We start from the raw sequence: 21,790 nt of genomic DNA, 5'->3' as shown, positions 1-21,790 counted from the left end.
GCATCTTGGCCGCGGCAATTAAAGCTCCTAAATTTAAATTATCTTTTCTTGGCCCTCGTTATTGGCTGATCTGGTTTGCAGTAGGCTTGCTGTATGTCATTACGTGGTTACCTCTGCCTGCGATAAGGGTTATTGGTGCCGGCGCTGGCAAGCTTATAGCCCGCATCGTTCCTAAACGAGCAAAAGTAGCGAGGCGAAATATTGAATTATGGAATCCCGCATTATCGAATGACGAGTTGGACCGCTTGTATCATGAGAATATTCGACGAACCGGCATGGCGCTTTTTGAAACCGCCATGGGTTGGTGGTGGCCGACATGGAGAGTGCAGAGAGCGTTCGAAATAGAAGGTGCTGAACATATCGAAGCAGCCAAAGCTCAAGGTAAAGGTGTATTTGGGATGGCGCTTCACAATATGAACGTAGAGTTTGCGTGTCGTGGTATTGGCTATTCTTATCCTAGCGTGGCTTTTTACCGTAAACACAATAACCCCCTTATCGATTATCTTCAGTATCATGGCCGCAACCAATCAAACAAATACATGATAGATAAACGCAACGCTAAAGCGTTGCTTGCTGCTATGGACGATAAAGAGCTTTGCCTTTACTTACCTGACCAAGACTACGGGCCGAAACAGAGTATTTTTGTTCCATTTGGCGGGGTTAAAGAAACGGCTACAACAACTGCAACTTTGATGTTTATTCGCCGCTCCGAGAGCATTCCTATGTTAATTACGTCGCAATATACAAAGCGTGGATATAAAATTAAAGTTTTTCCACCGCTACTTGGTCTTGGTGAGATGGACGATCATGCAGCGTTAACATTATTAAATGAACATATCGATAAAGCGTTAAAAGAGCAGCCAGAAAGCTATCTATGGATGCACAAGAGATTTAAAACCAGGCCGTCTAAAACGTCGCCATCGCTGTATCAATGAGAAAGATATAAGCAAGAAATTTAAAATATGTAAGAACCAAGCAATAGCGATAAAAAGTTCAGGGTAGAACACTATTTTATGGCCTGCTCTACATAGCGGCTTTCACGAAGAGAATAAAGATTAGGTCTTAGGTTTTATGGGGCAACAAAGCTACTCAAGCACATCTTTCTGGGCGAAACAAATCATACTGGCAGTAGTGCTAGTAGTCGCCGCTGGCATACTTATTTACTTTCTTGATGTTAAGGAATCGGCCCCCGTGCCTGAGAGCCAAAAGAAAGAAAAATCAGTATCTAAAGGCCTCAGTGAGTTTTATCGTGAGTTCAGAATGTCTGCAACTGATCCTCTTAGAGAAGAAAAGGGCGACTTTGTGCTAGATATTGCTGGCGTGGATCCGAATCTTGATAGCAAACTTGAAAAAATGGCGAGCAAAACCCGTCCAGTGGAGTCGAATTGGACTGGTGAGCATAAATTCCGCACGTTCCAAGAAGGGAATACGTTGCGTGAGGCTATTTCTCAGTACGCTCAAGACGAGGGAATGCAGCTAATATGGAATCTAGAGCAAGACTTTGTGATAAAGCATCAGTTTCAGTTAGACAACACCGTGTCAGGTTCATTAGCGAATATAGCGAGTGCGATAGACAGCAGTTTTGAGGGCGAAGTGAAAGCCTATTTATGCGCAGACCAGCGTTCTTTAATTGTAACAGAAGAGGAAACTAAGCTGCTGAAAGAGCAATGTGAGCGGGTTAATTAGCACACAATACATTTCAAGCAGCAAATTCCAAGCAGCAATTAGCCTCATGGGATTACGTTTTAGGTAGCGCAGGCAGTGCCGAAAAGCATTTTCCAATGTGTTTTCACATTTTCTCGTATTGCGTCGAGTTCTTCAGTCTGATCAGCAAATTTTGAATCGGCCAAGGTTAAATGATGATATTGTTCTCTTAATTTTAAGTAGGCATTTTGCAGACCGCTTGCAGTATTCGCTTCGATAATACCGTTTTCAACGGCATTTTCTAAAATTCTCAGGTTATCGGTATACTGCGTCATTGATTCGGTTTTATTAGAATTCGCTAATACCCAGTATTGAGTCATAAACTCAATATCGGTAATACCTCCTACGCACTGTTTTAAATCTACTTTTTGCTCTGATTTAGACAATAAATGCTCACGCATTTTTATCCGCATTTTACACACATCTTCAGCAAGGCTTGATGGCTCTCTTTGTTTCGTCAGTACGCGCTTGCGCACGGCATTGAATGCTTCAAGTACATCGTTATCTCCGCATATGGCTCTTGCTCTTACCAACGCCTGATGCTCCCAGGTCCATGCTTCCTCATTCTGGTATTTTTCAAAACCATTTACATGGCAGCACAGTAACCCTGCATTGCCTGAGGGGCGTAAGCGTAGATCCGTCTCGTAAAGCTGCCCAAATAGTGTTTTTGTGTTTAACAAATGCATAATGCGTTGAGCAAGCTTTATATAGAACTGCTGAGCTTCTATTTGCTTTTTGCCGTTTGTACTCATACCACTAGGAGCGTTGTGTAGAAATACTAAGTCTAAATCGGAGCCATAGCCTAACTCATAGCCTCCTAGCTTTCCGTAACCTACAACGCCAAACCCCTTGTCAGTGCCTTCTAAGTGGGAAGGCGTGCCATAGCGTTCACTCATTTGCATCCACGCGGCGCTAACGATATTTTCCAGTATTACTTCAGCTAATACAGTCAATTTGTCGCTTACATTGGCAATGGGAAGTGAGTCACTGATATCGCTAGCGGCAATTCGAAGCTGCTGACACAACTTAAACTGACGCCAGGCATCCATAAGAAGCTCCACATCATCTTGCTCAATGCGAAGCATGGATTGTCTAAGCTCTTGCTCGTATTCCCGTTTGCTGGTGACTATATCTGTGTTTTGTTGACCTAAATATAATGGGGTAAGTAGCTCGTCCAGTAATAATGGAAAGCGCCTAATCTCTTGTGCTACCCAGCCACTTCTTTCACATAGCTTCACTAGTTGCTTCAGCACATCAGGGTTTTCTAGCAACAAGTCAAGGTAGGTTGTGCGCCCGGTGATAGCCTCTATCACTCCTAACAATCGGGATAAAACTTGAACAGAGTTAGAGGGATGCTGAACAACCAGCACGTATAAAATTTCAGGCAGTAGTTTTGAAAGGGTATCTTCTCCGCGCTGCCCTATTCGGTAATTTCGTTGAGTATCTTTAAACTCTAGTAGCGTGTTGAAGATACCCATGGCCTCACGGCTTGAAAGATGCTCACTGAAAGCGTCAATAAATTCATTGCTCTTCAACTCTAATTGCCATGCGTCTTGGCAGGCAGTGAACAGCGTATCTTCTTCAGAATGGATTTCGTGTGATTCCTCCACAAGCTCATTAAAGTGCCCGTGTATAGTTCTCATCGTGGTATTTAGGGTGTCTAAAAAGCCATCGTAGGTGTCAAAACCCATCACGGCGATAAGGGCCTGTTGCTCCCAATCTGAATCTGGGAGTGTTTGGGTTTGCTTGTCGCGACATTGTTGCAGCGTATGTTCTACTTTGCGTAAGAAAAGGTAATTATTTTTTAATTCTTGCGTAACATCACGTTCAACAATATCCATATCTGCAAGGGCGGTAAGTGTAGTAAGTAGCGACTTACTTTGCAGGCTAGGTTCTCTGCCTCCATGAATAAGTTGAAAACTTTGAGCGAAGAATTCTACTTCGCGAATACCGCCAGCCCCTAATTTAATATTATTACTCAGTTTTCTTCGCCTGATTTCAGTGGCTATCAACTTTTTCATGTTGCGCAAGGCATCAAGGGTAGTGAAGTCGAGGTAGCGGCGAAAGGTAAAGGGTTTGAGGATGTCTTTGAGAGCTTGCGCATCGTGAGAATTATCGTCGTTAATAATGCGAGCTTTCACCATAGCAAAGCGTTCCCAGTGGCGGCCTTGGTCTTGGTAATAATCTTCCATAGCAGCGAAGTGCATGACTAACGGGCCAGAGTCACCAAAAGGACGAAGACGCATATCTACGCGGTAAACCTGTCCATCAGTGGTAATTTTATTCAGCGATTGAATAAGCTTTTGCGCTAACTTGGTAAAAAACTGCTGATTTTCAATACTCTTGCGACCCCCTTGAGTTTCGCCTTTTTCAGGATAGGCAAAAATAAGGTCAATGTCGGAAGAAAAGTTAAGTTCTCTGCCACCTAATTTACCCATTCCCAAAATATACATATGTGCGGGGCAGGGCGCACGACTTTGGCTTTGTGGATCTTTGGCAAAAGCCCTAGCGCTGTGAGCTGATATAGGTGTGCCGGATCGCGCTGAAGCATCGCTATACAGCCAGTTATAGGCTGCAGTTATCAATGTATCGGCAAGGGCGGAAACTTGAGCGAGAGAGGTTGAAATAGTTTGTTTATTTAGCACATCTGCATAGGTTATGCGGGCCATCTCAGTATTTCTGCATTCCCGTAACGCTGACAACAGCTCATCTTCAGTTTTAACGCCTTCTAAGCGTTTTGAAACCTCGGTGTGATAATACTGTGAAGGAACAATTGTGTTATCACTCTCAGCGCTGTCAGCATTGTCGATGGAAGGTGGAAGACTAAGAATTCGCTCTAGCGTATAAGGATATTGAATGAGGTGTTCTGCTAAAAACGCTGAGCGAGAAAATGCCGTTAGAATATCAGACTTATTGTGCTCCAATAGTTGTTGGCTAGGGCTATGCTTAATATTTAACTCATGATTTTCATTGTTATTGTCGTTTTCGTCCGAGCTCGTTGCTGTACTAGGTTGAAGAGTTTCGGTTGCGAGCACTGACACTAATTGATGCCAATATTTTTGGGCTAGTTCAACGTTAGCCATGCTATTTTCCTTTTCTATAGGCATAATACTCGCATTAACCTCAAGTCTTTTAAAAATAATTACTTTACAACGTGTAGCAGCAATGTGTACCAGCGCACGAACGCTAAACTACTCTACAGAAAATAATGATGGTTTTGCTGCCCGATTTAAAAAGTCGTTTATACCGTTGGTAAAGTGCAAGGAGTAAAGATAGCGTGGAAGCTTTAGTAAAACTAGTACCTCTTACCGAAGAATTGTTGATCTACCTTGCGATGGACGTAGGCATAGCGCTTGCGCTTCTTATGGTAATGAAGTGGCTAACAGGGGCTTTTAGAAAAACATCAGTAACCGATGAACTTGGCGTAAAAGATAATTTTGCATTTGGTATAAGCATTGCCGGTGGCATGTTATCGCTTTGTATTGTGCTGAGCTCTGTCGTTGGGCGGCATGTGGGAATGGGCTATAAAGATGCCGCAATGGCTATGCTAACTTTCGGACTCATAGGCATCATATTGGTAAAGTTTGGACGCTTCGCTCATGACAAACTTGTTCTTAACAAGGTCGATACTCCTGAAATGATTGCAGAGCGCAGTGTAAGTGTTGCCCTAGTGGACGCGGCTAGTTTAGTTGCAAGCGCCATTGTGCTTCGCAACATTATGCTGTGGGTGAACGGAAGCGACATGAATGCGGTTATTGCCATTACAACCGGGTTTGCGGTGGTATTGACTATGCTGCTGGTAATGACTCGTATACTGGAGTTTAGGTATGCTAGAGATAATCAGAATGACTCTTTTCAAGGTGCGCTAGAAGGCGGTCAGATTGCCCTTGCCATAGAGCATGCAGGCAACCTTTTAGGTACTGCGATGATAGTGTCTGCGGCAAAAAATTTGCTTATTTACGAGCCCACGGGTTATGTCAGTAACGTTACAGGATGGCTATTGGTGAGTGTGTGCTTAACCATCGCATTGCATTTATTAGTACTGGCAAACAAAAAGATCATTCTTTTTGGAATGAACTTCCGCCAGGAAGTCGACCAACAGCACAACATTGGTGTGGCTGCTTTGGGTTTCACGCTTAGTATTGGTAACGCCATGATTATAAATGCGGTGTTAGGTGGGTAGTTTTAGTTGCTTAAGAGCTAATAGCTATCAGCGAAAAGCTATGATCTTAAACAATAGTCTTCGTTAATTGATTAGCTCGTCTTTTATACAATTGAGTGTGAGTGTACTGCCCTTGTTGGTTAATTCGAGTTTACCAGATTGAATAATTTGGTTTTTCTGAGCTCGCGTTAACTTTTTAATTTTATATTCAAGTACTGCGGCATCTGACTTACCAGACAGCCGAAAGATAGCACGAAAGGTGAGAGGACTTTTTCCTCTCAGTGCTCTTGCCCCGCCTGCTTTTTCACCCCTATGCTGAGCGATTCGCCGTTTGGGGTCGGTAGTAATACCCGTATAAAGCTGCCCAAGTTTGTTTTCTATCAAATACAAATACCAGGTAGAAGAAGTCTTTGCATCACCAGTTAAGCACTCGCCAGAAAATGTCTCGCTAGAACGACCACTAAGGGAACCTGCTTTAATAACTGCCTCCGACTCATTCATGCTTTCACCTTGCTGGGCTAATTTTTTTAGCGTGCTTGTACCCGGAGAAATTAGCTCGCTGGTGGGTATTGCTCCACATGACTGTTATACTCATTCCAATAGTTTAAAAGATCGGAAAGGGTTGTTTTCCCATGATATTACCAGATTTTACCAAAGCGAAAGTGCTTATTGTCGGCGACCTTATGTTAGACCGGTATTGGAGTGGCGGCACTGGGCGCATATCTCCTGAAGCGCCTGTACCCGTTGTTAACGTAAATAGTGCTGAAGACCGCCCAGGCGGCGCCGCCAATGTAGCGGTAAATGTCGCTACGCTAGGTGCAAAAGTGACGTTATTGGGGATGTGCGGTAACGACGAAAACGCCAACATTTTGAAAGAACGTCTGCACACTCACGACATAAACTGTGAGTTCTTTCCCGTCGATGGTTTCGATACGATCACCAAGCTAAGAGTAATGAGCCGCAATCAGCAGCTGCTTCGTTTAGACTTTGAAAAAAGCTTTGCAGATACCGACAAGTCTGCGTTAGAGCAAGCGTTTGATAATGCGCTGGATACAGCCGATATTGTTATATTAAGCGACTACGCAAAGGGATGCTTAAGCAATCCTGCGGCACTCATTGAAAAAGCGCTGGCGAAAGGTAAGCGGGTGGTTGTAGATCCTAAAGGTAGTGATTTCAAAAAATACGCAGGTGCATCCCTAATTACGCCTAATATGGACGAGCTTCAGGGCGTGGTTGGTGAAGTAGGTTCTGAACAAGAGCTAGTAGAAAAAGCAGGTAAATTAAAAGAAGAGCTAAATATAGGCGCGCTCCTAGTTACCCGATCTGAAGACGGTATGACATTGTTTGAGGGTGACAATACAGAATTTCATTTGCCCGCTAAAGCCAAAGAAGTGTACGACGTCACCGGTGCTGGGGATACGGTAGTGTCTACCATTGCGGTTGGAATGGCGAGTAAGCTTCCCCTTCAAGCGTCCTGCGTGCTGGCTAATTTGGCCGCTAGCGTGGTGGTAGGCAAGCTAGGTACATCTACGGTGTCGAACACAGAGCTAGCGCTAGCCTTGGGCGAAGAATCTGTTCATCTCGATGGCGGTGTAATGAATGAAGATCAGCTTGCTATTGCGGTAAAAGCGGCAAAAGAGCGAGGTGAGCGCATAGTAATGACCAACGGTTGCTTTGACATCCTTCACGCGGGCCATGTTTCCTATTTAGAAGAGGCTTCGCAGCTAGGAGATAGGTTAATTGTTGCTGTCAATACTGATAGCTCGGTAACCAAGCTTAAAGGGCCGGGGCGACCGGTGAACAATGAAAGCCGAAGAATGGCTGTGCTAGCAGGGTTAAGCGCAGTAGATTGGGTTGTACCTTTTAGTGAGGACACGCCTCAGCGTATTATTGCCCGATTACTGCCTGATGTGCTAGTTAAAGGTGGCGATTACAGTGTTGGCCAGATAGCGGGTGGTACAGACGTTATGGAAAACGGTGGAGAAGTGAAAGTGCTTAGCTTTGCCGATGGCGTTTCTACCACAGGTATTATTGAGAGAATAACAAAAAATAAGTTGGGGTAGGACAAGTAAAAAATGGTGTAATATACACCCTCTTACGCTTTAGCGTTGATTTGCCTGCTAACAAAAATAGCGAGTTTAAGCAACTAGTACAAATTGCTATCATAAACAGATATGCGCGCTAATTTCAGCGCGTTGATAACAGTAACATTACACGGTGTTTTTCATGTACGAAAGTTATTATGGACTTAACTCAAAACCGTTTCAGCTAACGCCTGATCCTGCTTTTTTCTATGGAAGTAAGTGGCATAAAAGAGCGATGTCATATCTACAGTATGGATTGTCTCAAGCCGAAGGGTTTATCGTAATAACAGGCGGTATAGGCACAGGGAAGACCACCGTTGCCAACAGTCTGCTTGAAGAGCTTGAAGATGATATTGCTGCTGCGCAAATCGTGACGCCCAAACTATCGCCTGATGAATTGGTGAAGATGGTAGCGTCGAAGTTTGATATAGCAACCGAGGGCAGAAGCAAGGCTGAAATCTTAAAAGCCCTAGAGGTTTTTTTATACGAGTTAAATAGAGCAGGACGCCGAGCGCTGCTTTTGGTAGACGAAGCGCAGAACTTGCCATTAGAGTCTATTGAAGAGCTGCGCATGCTGAGTAATTTTCAGTTCAACGGAAAGCCGCTCATTCAAAGTTTTTTACTAGGGCAAGAAGAATTGCAGCCCATATTGCGCGCGCCCAATATGGAGCAGTTTAGACAGCGTATTGTGGCATCTTGTCACTTGGCGCCTCTTACCTTGGAGGAGTGCAAGGCCTATATTGAGTACCGGTTACATCATGCTGGATACAACGGCGTACCGCTTTTTTCTGACGAAGCATTTGAGCGCATTCATATTTTTACTCGCGGTATTCCTCGTAAAGTGAATACCCTAATGGATAGAATAATGTTGTATGGCTTTCTAGAAGAGCTAAACACCTTTGATGCGAAAGCAATTGACGAAGTTATAAACGAAGTGAAAGCTGAAATGTTTGAACCGGATAAATCCGGTGCAGAGGCAACAGAGCACTTGGAATTTGCCAGTAGCCCTGAAAATATAACGTTAATGACGCCCAAGGGAAACGTTATCCGAGATACAAAATACTACCTCGACATGCTCGGTGAACTAGTTGATGCTTTAGATACCGCTATGTCTCAAAAAGTCAAAATGACTCAATATGTCGATAAATTGATGAAAAAGAAGTTTAAGACTTATGTGAGGCTGAAGAGTGATGATAGTAAAGTGGAGTGATAGAGTTTAGAAAGCGCAAAAGGGCAAAGAGCTATTGGCTCTTCATTACTATTGAAAAGGGCAGCTTAAACATGCCCTTTTATCTGAATTCTCTGCCTTAGTTCGCTTATCATCATATGGGGAAAATATAATGAATCAATTGAATGTATAAGTAATACCAAGCGTTAAGCGTCTATCGGTGAAGTTTGCGCCAAAGAAACCGTTTACAACGCCGCCAACACCGTTCGAAAGGTCGCCGCTTCTATCAACGTAATTTAAATCTGCGTTTACAGTTAGCGACCTACCAAATCTTCTTTCTAGCCCTAGGGATGCATTCCAGTTCTCACTGTCGCCATCTTCAAAAGTGTCTGACCGTTGGGTGATGTCCGCGTAGTTGACGCTGGCATTAATATTGGTATAGCTTCCTAGCTTGTAAGCTAACGTAGAGCCAACAGAATAAGTTCGCGTCAATCTATCTTGATCTATTGCATCATCTTCCGAATAGCGGAAAGATATACCAATAGTGATCCTTGAAAAATCATATCCCATCTGAAAGTTTCCGGCTTTTCGAATAATAATATCGTCGTTAAATTCAAGGTTTTGGGTAGTAACTTGAACAAACTGTTCATCTGCGTTTGGCACGTAGCTCAAGCTGTTGGGTTGGAAACAGCTGGCAATTGAACCAGAATTAGCCGGGCACACAAATACACCCAAATTTTCAGGGTTTGCAAGTAACCTTGAAACGTTAGTAACGTCCTCAGAGTAACTGAAAGCACTTCGGAAATATTTTGAGTTATAGCTGATGTCTGCTGATGCAGTTTCGCCAAAGAAACGTCTGCCATAGGTTGCGCTTACTTGCGTGCGTGAGCTCAGTGCCCATTGCATATCAAGGCCTACGAAGGTTTCGTTGTCGTCATCCTCTAAGTCAGAGTTGGTTGTATTTGCAGTTAAAGAAATGTAACGATTTTCGCTTTGTCTATAAGTAATACCCGCACCATATGAATCGAAGGTTCTCACGAGGCTAGATGTGTCTGTACGTGATGATATTTGATTTCCTTCATGGGCACCGGTAATTCTTAATGCCCAATTTTCAAATATATGCCAGTCAGCAAAACCAGAGGCATTGCGTGAAATGAAATCGCCTTGATTAGCTTGAGCTCGGTCGGTGTTCTGAAAACTGCCTGTTAAGTTCCAAATAAAGTGATTTGCCTCATCACCGTTAGTTAAGATGCCTGAAAGTTGATAGGTGTCATTATTAAGTGCAAACCCATTATTTAATGAGGTTCTTTCAGAGGCCACGTCTGAATAAGATGCTTGGCCCGAACCACGTATCCAGTCTCCCTGAGACAACTTAGTCGTTACACTTAATCTATTTGAACGTGTTTTTGCTAACGCATCTGCATTAGTGAAAAAGTCAGAAACTAAAAAATTTCCAGCCTGTGCATTTTGATAAGTAAGAGCTCCAGTAGTTTGAAAAATTAGTAGCTCATCAAACGGTGCCCAATTTGCTGAATAACTATATTCACCATAGGTATCTTCGCGACTATCATCATTTCTGTCGCGCTCCAAATGGGTAAGCTTTCCTTTCCAGGAGCCGCTGAATGTTCGCGACTGATACGATGCATTGACACTTGGGTTTACCAAAAACGTGGTAAACGTAAAGTTTTCGTTTTCAAGAGAGTTGACGTCTTGAAACACAGTTTCAGCTGATGCATTTGCGGTTATATTTAAATCGGCAAATGCAGGAGTTGAGAAAGCAAGTGCTGAAGATATAATTGCACCAAGTCTAGCTAGAACAAAAAAAGAATTAACTTTCTCGTTCGGAATAATAATATCCATAATATCCGCTTCCATCGGTGTCGTTATGCACAGACTTGTTCACTACAAAACCAATCGCCATGTCAGGGTTGAGTCTCTCTACTGACATTTTGATATCACTAATTTTAGCTTTTCCCTCTTCAACAACAACCACTGCTTGACCTGCAAAGTTTGCTAATATGGCACTTTCATTAATGCCAATTAGTGGGGGCGTGTCAAAAATTACAACTCGATCAGGGTAGCGGTTAGCAAACTCATCTACAGTTTCATGCATCTTTTGACTCGCCAGGAGTTCGGTAGATAGATGATGAGATTTTCCTGCAGGAATGATTTTTAACTTATCTATATTAGTCGGGTAAAGTACCTCGGAAATGTCTTCCACATCACCAGTAAGGTATTCCATTAACCCTTTTCTTTTCTTCAGTCCCAAGGTATTCAGTACATTTGGCTTTAGAACATCGGCATCAACAAGCAAGACGGTTTTATCCTGTTCTGATGCAATACTCATTGCCAAATTAGTGGCAGTAAATGTTTTACCTTCTGAAGGTCTACTACTAGTAACCATTATTATATTAGGATTGTGAAGAGTTTTTGCTAATGCACCAAAAGAGTTTGCAAGAAGTTTCCTTTTTATTTCCCGATATTCTTCATTGATTTGCTTTCGGTCTCCACTCAAGGAGATATGACCGTTTTCGCTAAGTCTTGCAAAATCGATAACAAAAGGCTCAGGCGATTCTCCTATCTGCTTCTCATGTTTTTCTTTTGGACTAACGTTTGAGAATGCCGAATCTCTCATTTCAGGTAAAACTTCGGCATCTGAAGCCTTCGCGACGTTGGCAGTCGGAGAGCTTTCCTGCTCGGCTGCTTTTGCTTCCCTTTGTTTTCTTAAAGCTTCTTCTATCGTGTTCTTCATGAAGTTAATCTTCCGACTACGTTTATGTTCATAATCTCTGCTGCTACAAGAACGCCGAATATTAAGCAAATAGCGCCTGAAGAGATCACAAAAATAAACACGCGTAGCTTATTTTTACGTCGTATTTTATCTACATCCAGATGACTTACCGTACCCCATATAGGGAAATCAGATAGCCTATTGAGCTGCTTAGGACGAACAAGAACTGGATTAAGTTGGCTAACAATAAAGGCAAGTCCAATACCTCCCCCGAACCCCAAAAATAGTGTCAAGGTATAAAGGATTATTCGATTTGGACCAGACGGCTTATTGGCGACTAAGGGCGGCTCAATAATTCGAAACTGAAGCTCTTCTGCCGAGACCTCCGCTCGTCTAGATAAGTCTGCTGACTCTCTTCGCGCGAGAAGCTCTTCATATTTTTTCTTCATTATTTCGTAGTCGCGGTTTAAAGCCGTTGACTCCGCTTCAATCTGTGGAATTAAATCAACTTTTGATTCTAATTCAGCAATTTTTCTCTGAAGGTCAGTTTCTTTTACTTCCAAAGAGGCAATTTCACTTTGAAGTCTACTCATCTCCAACTTAATTTCTTGAGTCAGTTCATTCATAGGTGCTTGGCCGTCAGATTCCATCGATGCTATAAATGATTCTATTTCTTTTTGTCTTGACTCCTCCAAGCTTTCTAAGAGTTGCTGAGTTTCGATAACGTCTGGGTGTTTAGTTGTGAATCGAAGTCTCAGGCTGTCGAGCTGTTCTTCAAGTGTTTGAATTCTATCATCATATCGGGTTTTTAGTATCGTATCTTCCTGATTAGAAACCGAAGAATTGCGGACAGTTGTGCTTTTCTTTATTTGCGACTTGAGTGATTCGACTTGCTGAGTTGTTTGGCGTATTTGTAATTGCGTATTATCCAAATCCGCCGTTAACTCTTGAAGGCTTGAGTAATAAGAGCCTGACATCGGTAGGATATTATTATATTGCCTTTTAAAATTTGCCAGACGCTGCTCGGCCTCAGAAAGCCTCGATTCGTATTCAGCAATTTGTTCTTCCAAAAAACGACCAGCGGTATCTGTATCTCTTCTGTTATTGCCTAAGGATCCCTCAACAAAAAGATCGAGTGTTTCCTGAACGACCCGCTGCGCAGTCACTGCATTAGGATGCTCGTAGCTTATATCATAAATATTATCTCTGCCGGCTGATCTCAATTGAATTTCACTGGCAAGTCTCGTTACTAAATCTTCAAATTCCCGCTCGGAGTTTGTGGTTAAATCAAGGTCGCTTTCTCTAGCAATCTTTTCAACATTTGATCTACTAAGGAGTGTCCTTGCCATCATCCTGACCTCAGAATCTGGGTTTGATTGGATAGCTAGTCCTTGAAGTAAGTGTTGCAAAACAGAGCGTGTATCTACATAAACCTGAGCTTTTGATGTGTATTCGTCTGGAAGTGTCGCTACCGCGACGAAACCAATGGGGCAAACCAGCCACGATACGATTATCACATAGCGTTTTTTTATCCAAATACCCTTTACCAAGTCCAATAATTGGACCAGTGTTTGTTGAAAATCGTGCATTAATAAGTTCCGTTAACTGCTATGAACTAAAACCATGCTTCTGGTATTATCACTATATCGCCTGGTAACATGTCTACGTTTTGAGAAATGTTGCCTTCCCTGACTAAGTCGTCAATATTCACTTCAAACGTTTTTTGTTTTCCGTTCACAACGCGGATAAGTTTAGCATTATTGCCATCGGCAAATTCCGTGAGACCTCCAACAGCTATCATTAAGTCTAATAGTGTCATATGTTCTGTGTAGCTTACCGCACTTGCATTGGTTGCTTCTCCAATGACTCGAACCTGCTCGCTAAGCGGTCCAGAAAAACTATTTACACTTACTGTTACTCTAGGATTGTTGATGTACGTGGACAATTGTTCTTCGATTTCCCTCGCGAGCATCGTGGGAGTTCGGCCTGCTACATCAATATCTTCCACCAAAGATGTGGTTACTTTTCCATCGGGCCTTACAAGAAAGTTTCCAGAAACTTCAGGGTTTCGCCATACAAAAATCGTAAGCGAGTCACCTGGACCAATTAAGTATTGATAATCGTTAACATTTGTTGTTAGCGATTGTCGAGTTGTTGCTTCAGGAAGGGTGCTTGTATTGCTGCATCCATTTATCCCAATTAAAAGTAGAAAGGTGGAACAAGCAAAAATCGCTTTAGACTGGAACATAAGTGATCGTCCTACACTCATTATGGTTGATTTACAGAATTTCGCGTTTACCCTACGGTAATTAACACTATAATGCTAATAAGATTTCTAGTCTATTACAATAAATCCCTTTATGATGAGGGAAATGCTGTAGGTTTTGGAGGCCAGGGGTGGCAAGCAACAAGCGTAATCAAAGTAAACGTTCCAACATTCTTGTTCTTTCGGAAGCGTTACTCATTTCTTATATGGGTTATATTTCTCATTTCATTTTGACGCAGATGGAGATGGTCGAAGCGGTAACTATTGAAAAACTTATCGTTAATGTAGGAATGCTAACTGTCGCTATTTTACTTTGTTCTTTATCGGTAGGCCTATATGAAGCGAAACTTCGAGAAACGTTTAGAGGTATAATTCGCCGTATATTTGTAAGTGTAGGGCTAAGTTATTTTTTAGTAGAAGTAATAAGTCGCGCATTTTTTGATAACCTGCTCATGGATTCGTATTTTCTCCCTGCTGCCGTCAGCGCAATTATTATCACTTTGGTGGTTTTTCGGTATTTTACCAATAGGTTGGGGCTTCTCGGTCTGGGAAAAGCCAGAATTTTAGTCCTAGGTGCTGGCGAACGAGCTTCGATTATTGAAAAACGAATGCGTAGAGATGTCGATAGGATAGGTTTCGAACTTGTTGGTTTTGTCCCAATTCCAGGCGATAACAGGGAAGAGGGAATTAGAAAAGAGAAATTAATTCATCTGAAAATTGACGAAAGCTTTCAACAGTTTATATCTGACAACGAAATAGAAGAAGTAGTGATAGCCTGCGATCAACGCAGAGGGACGCTTCCGGTAGAAGTTTTGTTTGACTGTAGGCTTCGAGGTATTGAAGTCACCGAGTTACTCGATTTTATGGAGAGGGAAACTGGCCAAATCGTAGTAAATCTTATGTACCCGAGTTGGGTGATATATTCAAACGGGTTTCAAACTCAAAATTATCTTCGAGATTCATTGGACTACACCTTTAATACCATCCTTGCTCTTTTCATTTTCATTTTTGTTTGGCCTATCATGCTCTTCACCGCGATCGTTATCTATATCGATGATGGCCGCAGAACAGGAGTGTCTGTTTTCTACAAGCAAGAACGTGTCGGCTTAAATGGCAAACTCTTCAAAATAATTAAATTCAGAAGCATGCGGCCCGATGCTGAAAAAGATGGCGCAAAGTGGGCCAGTAAGAACGATACCCGTGTAACGCGAATAGGTAATTTTATTCGTAAATACCGCGTTGATGAACTTCCACAGTTGCTTAATGTTTTTAGAGGCGAAATGGCCTTTATAGGTCCACGCCCCGAAAGGCCTCAATTTGTAGAGCAGTTAGTTCGTGAAGTCCCGTATTATAACCAGCGCCACAACGTCAAGCCTGGTTTAGCCGGATGGGCACAACTCAATTACCCTTATGGCGCTAGCGTGGAAGATTCGATGGAGAAACTGAAATTTGATCTCTATTATGTAAAGCATCAGAGCCTGTTGCTAGACATTCTAATACTTATTAGAACGGTCGAGGTTGTTTTGTTTGGCAAGGGTCGATAAACGTTAATAAAGGTGCTAAAGGGAATTAAAGTATGTGGAATAGTGTTAGCAGGCTTAAGCACTTTTGGGTGTTTATCTTACTTGTATGTATTTGGGGACTGTTTAACCTTCCAGTATTAGAGACGGTTTGGGTGCATGGCTTTGATGATGGCACCTATTCCCACTCTTTTCTCGTTCCATTTATAGTGCTTTATTTAGTTTACATTTTAGATTCCGAGCAGCGAATTAACTTTCGCTACTCTTTTAGTTGGTCATGGGCTCTGCTTTATGTCGCATCAGGTCTGATGTTATGGGTTGCTACGTGGTCTCAGATTAGCCTTCTCTATTGGCTTATGTCTCAAATTATCCTCATAGCGCTGATTTTCCAGGTTTTTAAATTCAATATATCAACACTGTTCCCGGCTGCGTACCTCGTCTTCATTTTTCCCTTTTGGGGAGCATTCGCCGTATTTTTTCAAAACCTATCCGTGTACATGGTCACGCTTATAATGTCATTTACAAATATACCTGTATACGTTGAAAGCGAATTTGTCAGCATACCTTCTGGTATTTTCGAGATTGCGGAAGGGTGCAGTGGCTTAAGATATATTATTGTCGCATTAGCAATTAGCAGTCTCTATATTTTTTTGTACTTGCGGACAGCAAAGTCTGCATTAATTCTTACAGCTTTCGCCCTGGTAGGGGCACTCGTTACAAACTGGATTAGAATTGTACTGCTTATCGTCATTGGTCATTTCACTGAAATGGAAAGCTCGCTTATGACGGACCACAATAATTTTGGTTGGTACGTTTATATACCTGTTGCCATTGCACAGTTCTATTTAGGCGGTAAATTAGAACTGTTTGAGGCAAAGGCATCCGTTTCACGTATAAAAGAAAAGAAGGGAGCCTCGGAAAAGCAACCCAAAATTGCTCTTTACTTTGCAATTATAGGCGCTATGGTATTTTCTTCATCAACGGCCATAGAGCTAGTAAACGAAAATAACGACTTACAGTGCAAAAGCGAAAGCGTTGAATTTAGCCCTCAAATATCGCAGTTTGACCATGTTTGCGTTAACGCAAACGAACAGGTTATAAAGCTCGATTATATTTTTACTGGGAAGAAGTTAGACAGCAAAGCGACCTACTTTTTAAACGACATGCTCCCTGTAAACTTTCAACTTATTGAAGGGTATAAGCAAGCATTATGGAATATTAAATTAGTGGAGAGTGAGAAAGGTTCTTTGCATGCAATTGCTTACAGGTACAAATTTAACTCGCAGTACTACGTAAATTCAAAAGACTTGAAAAAAGCTCGCATAATAGGAGCTTTATCGGGTAACACTGTTGTTGAGATTAATTGGCGCATTGTGAATTGCGAAATTGACTGTAAGGCAAATGATATAGTGAGATTGACTGAGTGATCTGCTGTCAAGATGTTGAAGTTATTGATGATTTTGAGGGAATGATAAAAATCAAAGATAGTTGGTTGTCACTTTATTCTCGTTCTAAAGTGAAAAGCGTTTTCAATAGTTTTGAATGGGTATCTATTTGGTCTGAGCATTATAAAGCCTACATTGAAAGACTGTTTATAATTACGTTTAAAATTAAATCTGAGTTGGTCGCTATAATTCCGCTCTATATTAGAAAAAATGACAAAGACATATTATGGTTCGTAGGAAGTGGAGAACCGGAAGAAGCTGAAACTTGCAGCGAAGGACAGGATATATTATGCCTTAGTGAGACAATTTTTCCAAAACTTCCTTCGTTAAAAAAACTGGTAAGAAACCAAGGAATAAAAGAAGCTAAATTTACCAATGTCCGTCGGGACAGTTTACTGATGAAGTGGATTCAAAAGGAAAAAAATAGAGATATCTGTGCCAGCGTTGGCTATCGTTTTTTTATCCCAACATGTCCTCTAGATAAAGAGCTTGCTAAGAAAACATTGAGAGGGAGGAGAGCCGCCGAAAAGGTTAATGCAGTTGTCAAACGCATTGAGAGCGCAGAAGAATTAGAAAAAATCTATCCAGAATTAATAAAACTGAATAGTCAACGCTGGACGGAAAAAGGTGAGCAAGCTATTTTCGAAAACGTAACATTCAGGCAGTTTCATTTGTCACTCGCTCATGCGTTGTTAGAGTCCCATAAGTTGTCGATAGTTTCATTAGAAAAAAACAATAAAGTCATAGCAATTAATTACTCAATGGTATCTGGAGATGATTTAATCTTTTATCAGAATGGTGTAGATACAAAATATAAGCCGAATCTTTCGCCAGGAATGCTATTGCACTATCACCAATATTGCTTTGCCAAGTCAATGGGTTTAGCTTCTTACGACTTCATGACTTCTGCTAACTTAAATGGTTATAAAAAGAATTTGGCAAGCGAACAGGAAGAAGTCTTTAAAATGGACGTGTTTTTTAACAGTAGTGACTACCATATTTCTAAAATGAAAAAGTCAGTAAAAAGCATTATTAGAAGAGTGATAGTTTAATGAGTGCAGGGCCCAAAAGGGTAAATGGATTCAAACAAGAACCGATAGCTTCTCCTGCTTCTTTTGGTTTCTTTCTACTGTGCGTCTACACGTCCTTAGTGTTGATTCGACCTCATGAATGGCCTGTCTTTGATATACAGTTTCAAGTTTTACGTGTCATCTTAGTATTAACGTTTTTTACTTATGTATTCACGCTGAAACCGAAAGTGTGGAACATCCAATGCACTTTACTCATACTGCTTTTTTTCTCTATGCTGCTTTCAGAGATAAGAGCGTACAGATATTTTTCTGATTTGGGGGCTGTAATTGATTGGATAAACTCTAATATAATTCCATATATACTCTTCTTGGGTTTTTTATCTACATTAAGACGACAAAAAACGATACTTCTCATTTCGATACTTTCCTGTGTAGTATTTACCCTACATTCGTATGTGCAAGTGACTAGCTTACTGGGTGAGGGCTGGGCTGAAACTGTGATTACACGCTACGATGGCCCAGAACCAATCAAACAGGCTAGGTACATTGGGATATTTAATGATCCCAACGATATGGGAATGTTTTTGGTAATGAACATTCCTATCGCCCTTTATTTTTTCGTATCTACTGATAGATTCATGAAGAAAATTTTTTGGGTTGGTATCTTAATTTGGATGTTACTAGGGATTTATTGGACAGGCAGTCGCGGCTCATTGGTAGGTCTTTTAGCTGTAATGGCGGCAATATTTTATTTTAAGTTTGGAAAAGTAAAATCCATTATTTTAGGAATGGTGTCGCTGCCGATAATTGCTATAGCACTAACTTCATTTAGATCCATTGGTAAAGACGACCAAAGTTCCCTAGACCGTTTAACAGCGTGGTATGAAGGTATCCAGATGTTTAAACATCGTCCTTTGTTTGGCTTTGGGAAGGAGCGATTTTTAGAGTATCATTCGAAAGTTGCACACAACAGCTATGTTACTGTTATGGCCGAACTCGGGGTATTCGGCTATGTCTTATGGACTTCATTTCTACTAATTACGTTTGTTTATTTAATTAAAATACTGAATACAAAAAAAGTAGCGCAGCCTAATGGCTCAAACTATGCGGAAGAAGTAATACTGGCTAAATACCTTCTAATTTCTATGGTTGGATACTGCTCTACGGCTTTCTTCATAAGTAGAAGTTACATCATGTTTTTTTATATGTTTGCAGCAATGGCTGCAGCAAGCTTCGTCCGAGTAGAAAAGAACAAATCTGCCAATCTAAAGCCATTGGTGTCTAGTGAAGTTTTTAAGCTTTTCATATTCAGTGTCGTAAGTCTTATTTGTCTTTATATACTAATAACAATATTGTTAAGTTTATAGCAACGCTTAGAACTTTCCTCGTAGTATGTATTTCAATAGAATGTTGGCGTTGTCAAAAACAATCTAATAATCCAGCATTAGCGGCGGTTGACTCAATTACATCGTAATTCAAGACGTACTCTCTAGGAGTTTCGTTGATTAACTTTCTGAAACTACTTGAATGAACTTGAAATGGAACCTCTAAAAAGATGTACAGCTTTTTAAGGGTAGCTTCTAAATTTTCATTCAGATCTTCATAGTAAATAGTTATGAATTTATCTCTTGGTAGAGTCGCAATTTTAGCAGCTATAGCCTTTGATTCTAGGGTATCCTTTTTTAGTTCATCCAAAACTTTTTTTACATTCAAGCTGCCTTTAGGTTTACTTTCTTTATCGCTATCAGATTCATTAGCATGAGCTATACCTGTTGACTCCATGTACACTTTCGAAATAGCGCGATCCAGAAGATTCCGTCTTTTCAAATGAATGAATTTATCTGTGTTTGTAGCTAAATATTTCCACAACCCTTTGTTTCTTTGTTCTTGAGAATACATAAGTTTGAAACCTACAGAAAGACAATGATGTGCTGTCTCAGTCTTGGAGGTGAGTTTTTTGAGATACTCTCTGTATAGATACTCTTTAAAAAACAATTTATCGAGCAACGAGGCTGACTTCAAGAACCTTTCATAAAGCACCACATCAGTGTGAGCAAATCGCGGGTAATCAACATCGGGATTGATTCGGAATAGTTCCGTATAAGATTTAATATTCCTATGGTTATAAAGGATATCGCAAAGCCAAGTTGAGCCTGTTCTTTGAGTTGTGAAAATGACGTAACTTCGTAATCTACTCTCTTTCATAACCCTCCATTCAGAACTATGTTTTGTTTTATCTAATCACAAAATATATAGATATAGAAGAGCAGCTTCTAGTAACTACTTCCGATTTTTGCTCATTTTAAATTATTGTTAGTCAACATGCACATCGATCTTTATACTAATTGTGTTATGTGGTGGCCGCTGGATTGAGTTGACAGCCTGCATACCTTTTTTCGTTAAATTTTAAGGCAATCTTACAGTGTCAGAACAATGTAAAACTAAAGCGTTATTTGTTATATCAGATACACCCTACGATACTTTGGATATAGAAAATATTGAAAGAGGCCTGGTGCCCTTATCTGGAACTCATTCAAGCTTTTTATTAGTGACTCATTACCTTTCATCCCAGAATGGCTTGGAGATTGGTCTATTTATATTGTCTGGGAAAAAGATCAAGTCCGAACGAATATTATCTTTTCAATCACTTGAAGAAGCAATTAGCTGGAAGGAACAAGGTCAGTTGATTCTCTGCACAGCTGATGATGAGAGAGCGTTGAATAAGGTTAGCGCGTTTGGAAATAGCTTTTTTCTATGGCTCCATGTTCACTTAAATCATAGGCTCATTTCGCAATTAGAAAGTAAGTTATTTAGTAAACTCATTTGTGTTTCAGATACAGTAAGGCTTACTGGACTACACAGTCATAAAAGTAATGATCTTATGCGTATCTATAATCCCTTAAATCCTCATTTTATAAATTATGATAAGAGCGACGATTTTTCTCGTGAAACAAAATCGCTAGTTTTTTCTGGTTTTATAGGTGAGAACAAAGGTGTTCATCATCTCTTATTACTTTGGCCGAAAATAAAAGAACATGATAACGAATTTAAACTGTATATTGCTGGCTCAGGAAAATTATATGATTCAAATGCAAAACTAGGATCGCTAGGTATTGCAAGTTCTGAATTTGAAAACAAATATTTGGTACCACTACTTGAACACTATGGCTCCTTCGAAAATGCAGGTATCCATTTTCTAGGGTCTCTGAAACCTTGCGACCTAAAATCTCTATATACTAAATGTTCGATTGGCATCGTAAATCTGAATCAATGGGAGAGTACTGAGACTTTTTGTTGTACTGGTATCGAAATGATTGCGTCGGGGCTTAAAGTTGTTTGTTTAGACAAAGGCGCTTTAAAAGAAACTATAGGCATCTTTACGCTGGCTAACTTAATTTCTGTAAAGGATTTAGCCAACCTGCCTGAAATTCTCACTCTTATCAGTAAAGAAGAAGTGAATTCAGTTATGCAGTCTAAAGATGCTGAACTTATCAAAGAACGTTATTCTTTATCAACGGTAGGTAATGAATGGGCCCGTTTACTTCGTAAAGAAGAAACACGCTCGGAAGATAAATGGAATGCGCCAAAGGGAAAACGGTATTACATAGAAAAATTAGTTAGTGCATTTCAACTGTCTAAATTGTATCGATTAACTATAACGTTTTTGAAGCGATAATTT

General features: G+C 40.9%; 17 protein-coding genes. 10 read left to right on the top strand and 7 right to left on the bottom strand.

Features of this window, described 5'->3' with window-relative positions:
• Window positions 1-5: 5 nt before the first annotated feature.
• Window positions 6-935 (top strand): LpxL/LpxP family Kdo(2)-lipid IV(A) lauroyl/palmitoleoyl acyltransferase, encoded by a 930-nt coding sequence (gene lpxL, locus O9X84_RS07475; RefSeq protein ID WP_269519058.1) that lies wholly within the window; start codon window positions 6-8, stop codon window positions 933-935.
• Between the two features lie 136 nt (window positions 936-1,071).
• Complete coding sequence (locus O9X84_RS07470) at window positions 1,072-1,686, top strand: TcpQ domain-containing protein (RefSeq protein WP_269519057.1); 615 nt, start codon at window positions 1,072-1,074, stop codon at window positions 1,684-1,686.
• Window positions 1,687-1,745: 59 nt separating this feature from the next.
• On the opposite strand, the gene glnE is transcribed toward O9X84_RS07470, so the two are convergent.
• On the bottom strand, window positions 1,746-4,811 hold the full coding sequence (gene glnE / locus O9X84_RS07465; RefSeq protein WP_269519056.1) for a bifunctional [glutamate--ammonia ligase]-adenylyl-L-tyrosine phosphorylase/[glutamate--ammonia-ligase] adenylyltransferase: 3,066 nt from the start codon (window positions 4,809-4,811) through the stop codon (window positions 1,746-1,748).
• Window positions 4,812-4,981: 170 nt separating this feature from the next.
• Between glnE and O9X84_RS07460 the strand changes: the two genes are divergently transcribed.
• Window positions 4,982-5,887: a DUF350 domain-containing protein gene (locus O9X84_RS07460; protein WP_269519055.1), complete on the top strand. Its 906-nt coding sequence runs from the start codon at window positions 4,982-4,984 to the stop codon at window positions 5,885-5,887.
• A gap of 63 nt (window positions 5,888-5,950) precedes the next feature.
• Here the strand turns inward: O9X84_RS07460 and O9X84_RS07455 are convergent, their stop codons facing one another.
• Entirely contained in the window at window positions 5,951-6,367 is a 417-nt protein-coding gene (locus O9X84_RS07455; RefSeq protein ID WP_269519054.1) for a GIY-YIG nuclease family protein, read from the bottom strand.
• A 131-nt stretch (window positions 6,368-6,498) separates the two neighbouring features.
• Here O9X84_RS07455 and hldE point away from each other — a divergent pair, with 131 nt between their 5' ends.
• A complete protein-coding gene (hldE, locus tag O9X84_RS07450; RefSeq protein WP_269519053.1) occupies window positions 6,499-7,929 on the top strand; it encodes a bifunctional D-glycero-beta-D-manno-heptose-7-phosphate kinase/D-glycero-beta-D-manno-heptose 1-phosphate adenylyltransferase HldE in 1,431 nt (476 codons plus the stop codon).
• Between the two features lie 163 nt (window positions 7,930-8,092).
• Window positions 8,093-9,160: an XrtA/PEP-CTERM system-associated ATPase gene (locus O9X84_RS07445; protein ID WP_269519052.1), complete on the top strand. Its 1,068-nt coding sequence runs from the start codon at window positions 8,093-8,095 to the stop codon at window positions 9,158-9,160.
• A 135-nt stretch (window positions 9,161-9,295) separates the two neighbouring features.
• Here O9X84_RS07445 and O9X84_RS07440 read toward each other — a convergent pair whose 3' ends face one another.
• From O9X84_RS07440 to O9X84_RS07425, 4 genes are read right to left on the bottom strand one after another with little or no spacing between them, the layout of a single operon-like run.
• Window positions 9,296-10,978 (bottom strand): TIGR03016 family PEP-CTERM system-associated outer membrane protein, encoded by a 1,683-nt coding sequence (locus O9X84_RS07440; protein WP_269519051.1) that lies wholly within the window; start codon window positions 10,976-10,978, stop codon window positions 9,296-9,298.
• Window positions 10,947-11,870 (bottom strand): XrtA-associated tyrosine autokinase, encoded by a 924-nt coding sequence (locus O9X84_RS07435; RefSeq protein ID WP_269519050.1) that lies wholly within the window; start codon window positions 11,868-11,870, stop codon window positions 10,947-10,949. Before O9X84_RS07435 ends, O9X84_RS07440 begins: the two co-directional genes overlap by 32 nt.
• Window positions 11,867-13,438: an XrtA system polysaccharide chain length determinant gene (locus O9X84_RS07430; RefSeq protein ID WP_269519049.1), complete on the bottom strand. Its 1,572-nt coding sequence runs from the start codon at window positions 13,436-13,438 to the stop codon at window positions 11,867-11,869. The genes O9X84_RS07435 and O9X84_RS07430 overlap by 4 nt, the downstream gene beginning before the upstream one ends.
• A gap of 26 nt (window positions 13,439-13,464) precedes the next feature.
• Window positions 13,465-14,097, bottom strand: a complete 633-nt coding sequence (locus tag O9X84_RS07425) for an XrtA/PEP-CTERM system exopolysaccharide export protein (RefSeq protein WP_269519048.1) — start codon at window positions 14,095-14,097, stop codon at window positions 13,465-13,467.
• Between the two features lie 149 nt (window positions 14,098-14,246).
• Here O9X84_RS07425 and O9X84_RS07420 point away from each other — a divergent pair, with 149 nt between their 5' ends.
• The 4 genes from O9X84_RS07420 to O9X84_RS07405 are packed head-to-tail and all read left to right on the top strand — an operon-like array spanning window position 14,247 to window position 19,478.
• Window positions 14,247-15,659, top strand: coding sequence for a TIGR03013 family XrtA/PEP-CTERM system glycosyltransferase (locus O9X84_RS07420; RefSeq protein WP_269519047.1), 1,413 nt, complete (start codon window positions 14,247-14,249; stop codon window positions 15,657-15,659).
• A gap of 32 nt (window positions 15,660-15,691) precedes the next feature.
• Window positions 15,692-17,062, top strand: coding sequence for an exosortase (gene xrt, locus O9X84_RS07415; RefSeq protein ID WP_269519046.1), 1,371 nt, complete (start codon window positions 15,692-15,694; stop codon window positions 17,060-17,062).
• Window positions 17,059-18,132: a GNAT family N-acetyltransferase gene (locus O9X84_RS07410; RefSeq protein ID WP_269519045.1), complete on the top strand. Its 1,074-nt coding sequence runs from the start codon at window positions 17,059-17,061 to the stop codon at window positions 18,130-18,132. Before xrt ends, O9X84_RS07410 begins: the two co-directional genes overlap by 4 nt.
• The gene (locus O9X84_RS07405; RefSeq protein WP_269519044.1) at window positions 18,132-19,478 is read left to right on the top strand and encodes an O-antigen ligase family protein; all 1,347 of its coding nucleotides are present in this window, start codon (window positions 18,132-18,134) and stop codon (window positions 19,476-19,478) included. Before O9X84_RS07410 ends, O9X84_RS07405 begins: the two co-directional genes overlap by 1 nt.
• A 52-nt stretch (window positions 19,479-19,530) precedes the next feature.
• Here the strand turns inward: O9X84_RS07405 and O9X84_RS07400 are convergent, their stop codons facing one another.
• Entirely contained in the window at window positions 19,531-20,316 is a 786-nt protein-coding gene (locus tag O9X84_RS07400) for a sulfotransferase family protein (protein WP_269519043.1), read from the bottom strand.
• Between the two features lie 217 nt (window positions 20,317-20,533).
• On the opposite strand from O9X84_RS07400, the gene O9X84_RS07395 reads away from it, so the two are divergent.
• Entirely contained in the window at window positions 20,534-21,787 is a 1,254-nt protein-coding gene (locus O9X84_RS07395; RefSeq protein ID WP_269519042.1) for a glycosyltransferase, read from the top strand.
• The last annotated feature ends 3 nt before the right edge of the window (window positions 21,788-21,790 follow it).

The sequence above is a fragment of the Alteromonas sp. BMJM2 genome (genome assembly GCF_027257845.1).
Lineage (GTDB): Bacteria > Pseudomonadota > Gammaproteobacteria > Enterobacterales > Alteromonadaceae > Alteromonas.
The sequence above is the reverse complement of the archived record's forward strand: the minus strand, read 5'-3'. Positions and strand labels throughout refer to the sequence as shown.

Coding starts and splice junctions, on each gene's coding strand:
- O9X84_RS07470 (WP_269519057.1), top strand. CDS start 1,072: ATGGGGCAACAAAGCTACTCAAGCACATCTTTCTGGGCGAAACAAATC.
- glnE (WP_269519056.1), bottom strand. CDS start 4,811: ATGCCTATAGAAAAGGAAAATAGCATGGCTAACGTTGAACTAGCCCAA.
- O9X84_RS07455 (WP_269519054.1), bottom strand. CDS start 6,367: ATGAATGAGTCGGAGGCAGTTATTAAAGCAGGTTCCCTTAGTGGTCGT.
- hldE (WP_269519053.1), top strand. CDS start 6,499: ATGATATTACCAGATTTTACCAAAGCGAAAGTGCTTATTGTCGGCGAC.
- O9X84_RS07445 (WP_269519052.1), top strand. CDS start 8,093: ATGTACGAAAGTTATTATGGACTTAACTCAAAACCGTTTCAGCTAACG.
- O9X84_RS07440 (WP_269519051.1), bottom strand. CDS start 10,978: ATGGATATTATTATTCCGAACGAGAAAGTTAATTCTTTTTTTGTTCTA.
- O9X84_RS07435 (WP_269519050.1), bottom strand. CDS start 11,870: ATGAAGAACACGATAGAAGAAGCTTTAAGAAAACAAAGGGAAGCAAAA.
- O9X84_RS07430 (WP_269519049.1), bottom strand. CDS start 13,438: ATGCACGATTTTCAACAAACACTGGTCCAATTATTGGACTTGGTAAAG.
- O9X84_RS07425 (WP_269519048.1), bottom strand. CDS start 14,097: ATGTTCCAGTCTAAAGCGATTTTTGCTTGTTCCACCTTTCTACTTTTA.
- xrt (WP_269519046.1), top strand. CDS start 15,692: ATGTGGAATAGTGTTAGCAGGCTTAAGCACTTTTGGGTGTTTATCTTA.
- O9X84_RS07405 (WP_269519044.1), top strand. CDS start 18,132: ATGAGTGCAGGGCCCAAAAGGGTAAATGGATTCAAACAAGAACCGATA.
- O9X84_RS07400 (WP_269519043.1), bottom strand. CDS start 20,316: ATGAAAGAGAGTAGATTACGAAGTTACGTCATTTTCACAACTCAAAGA.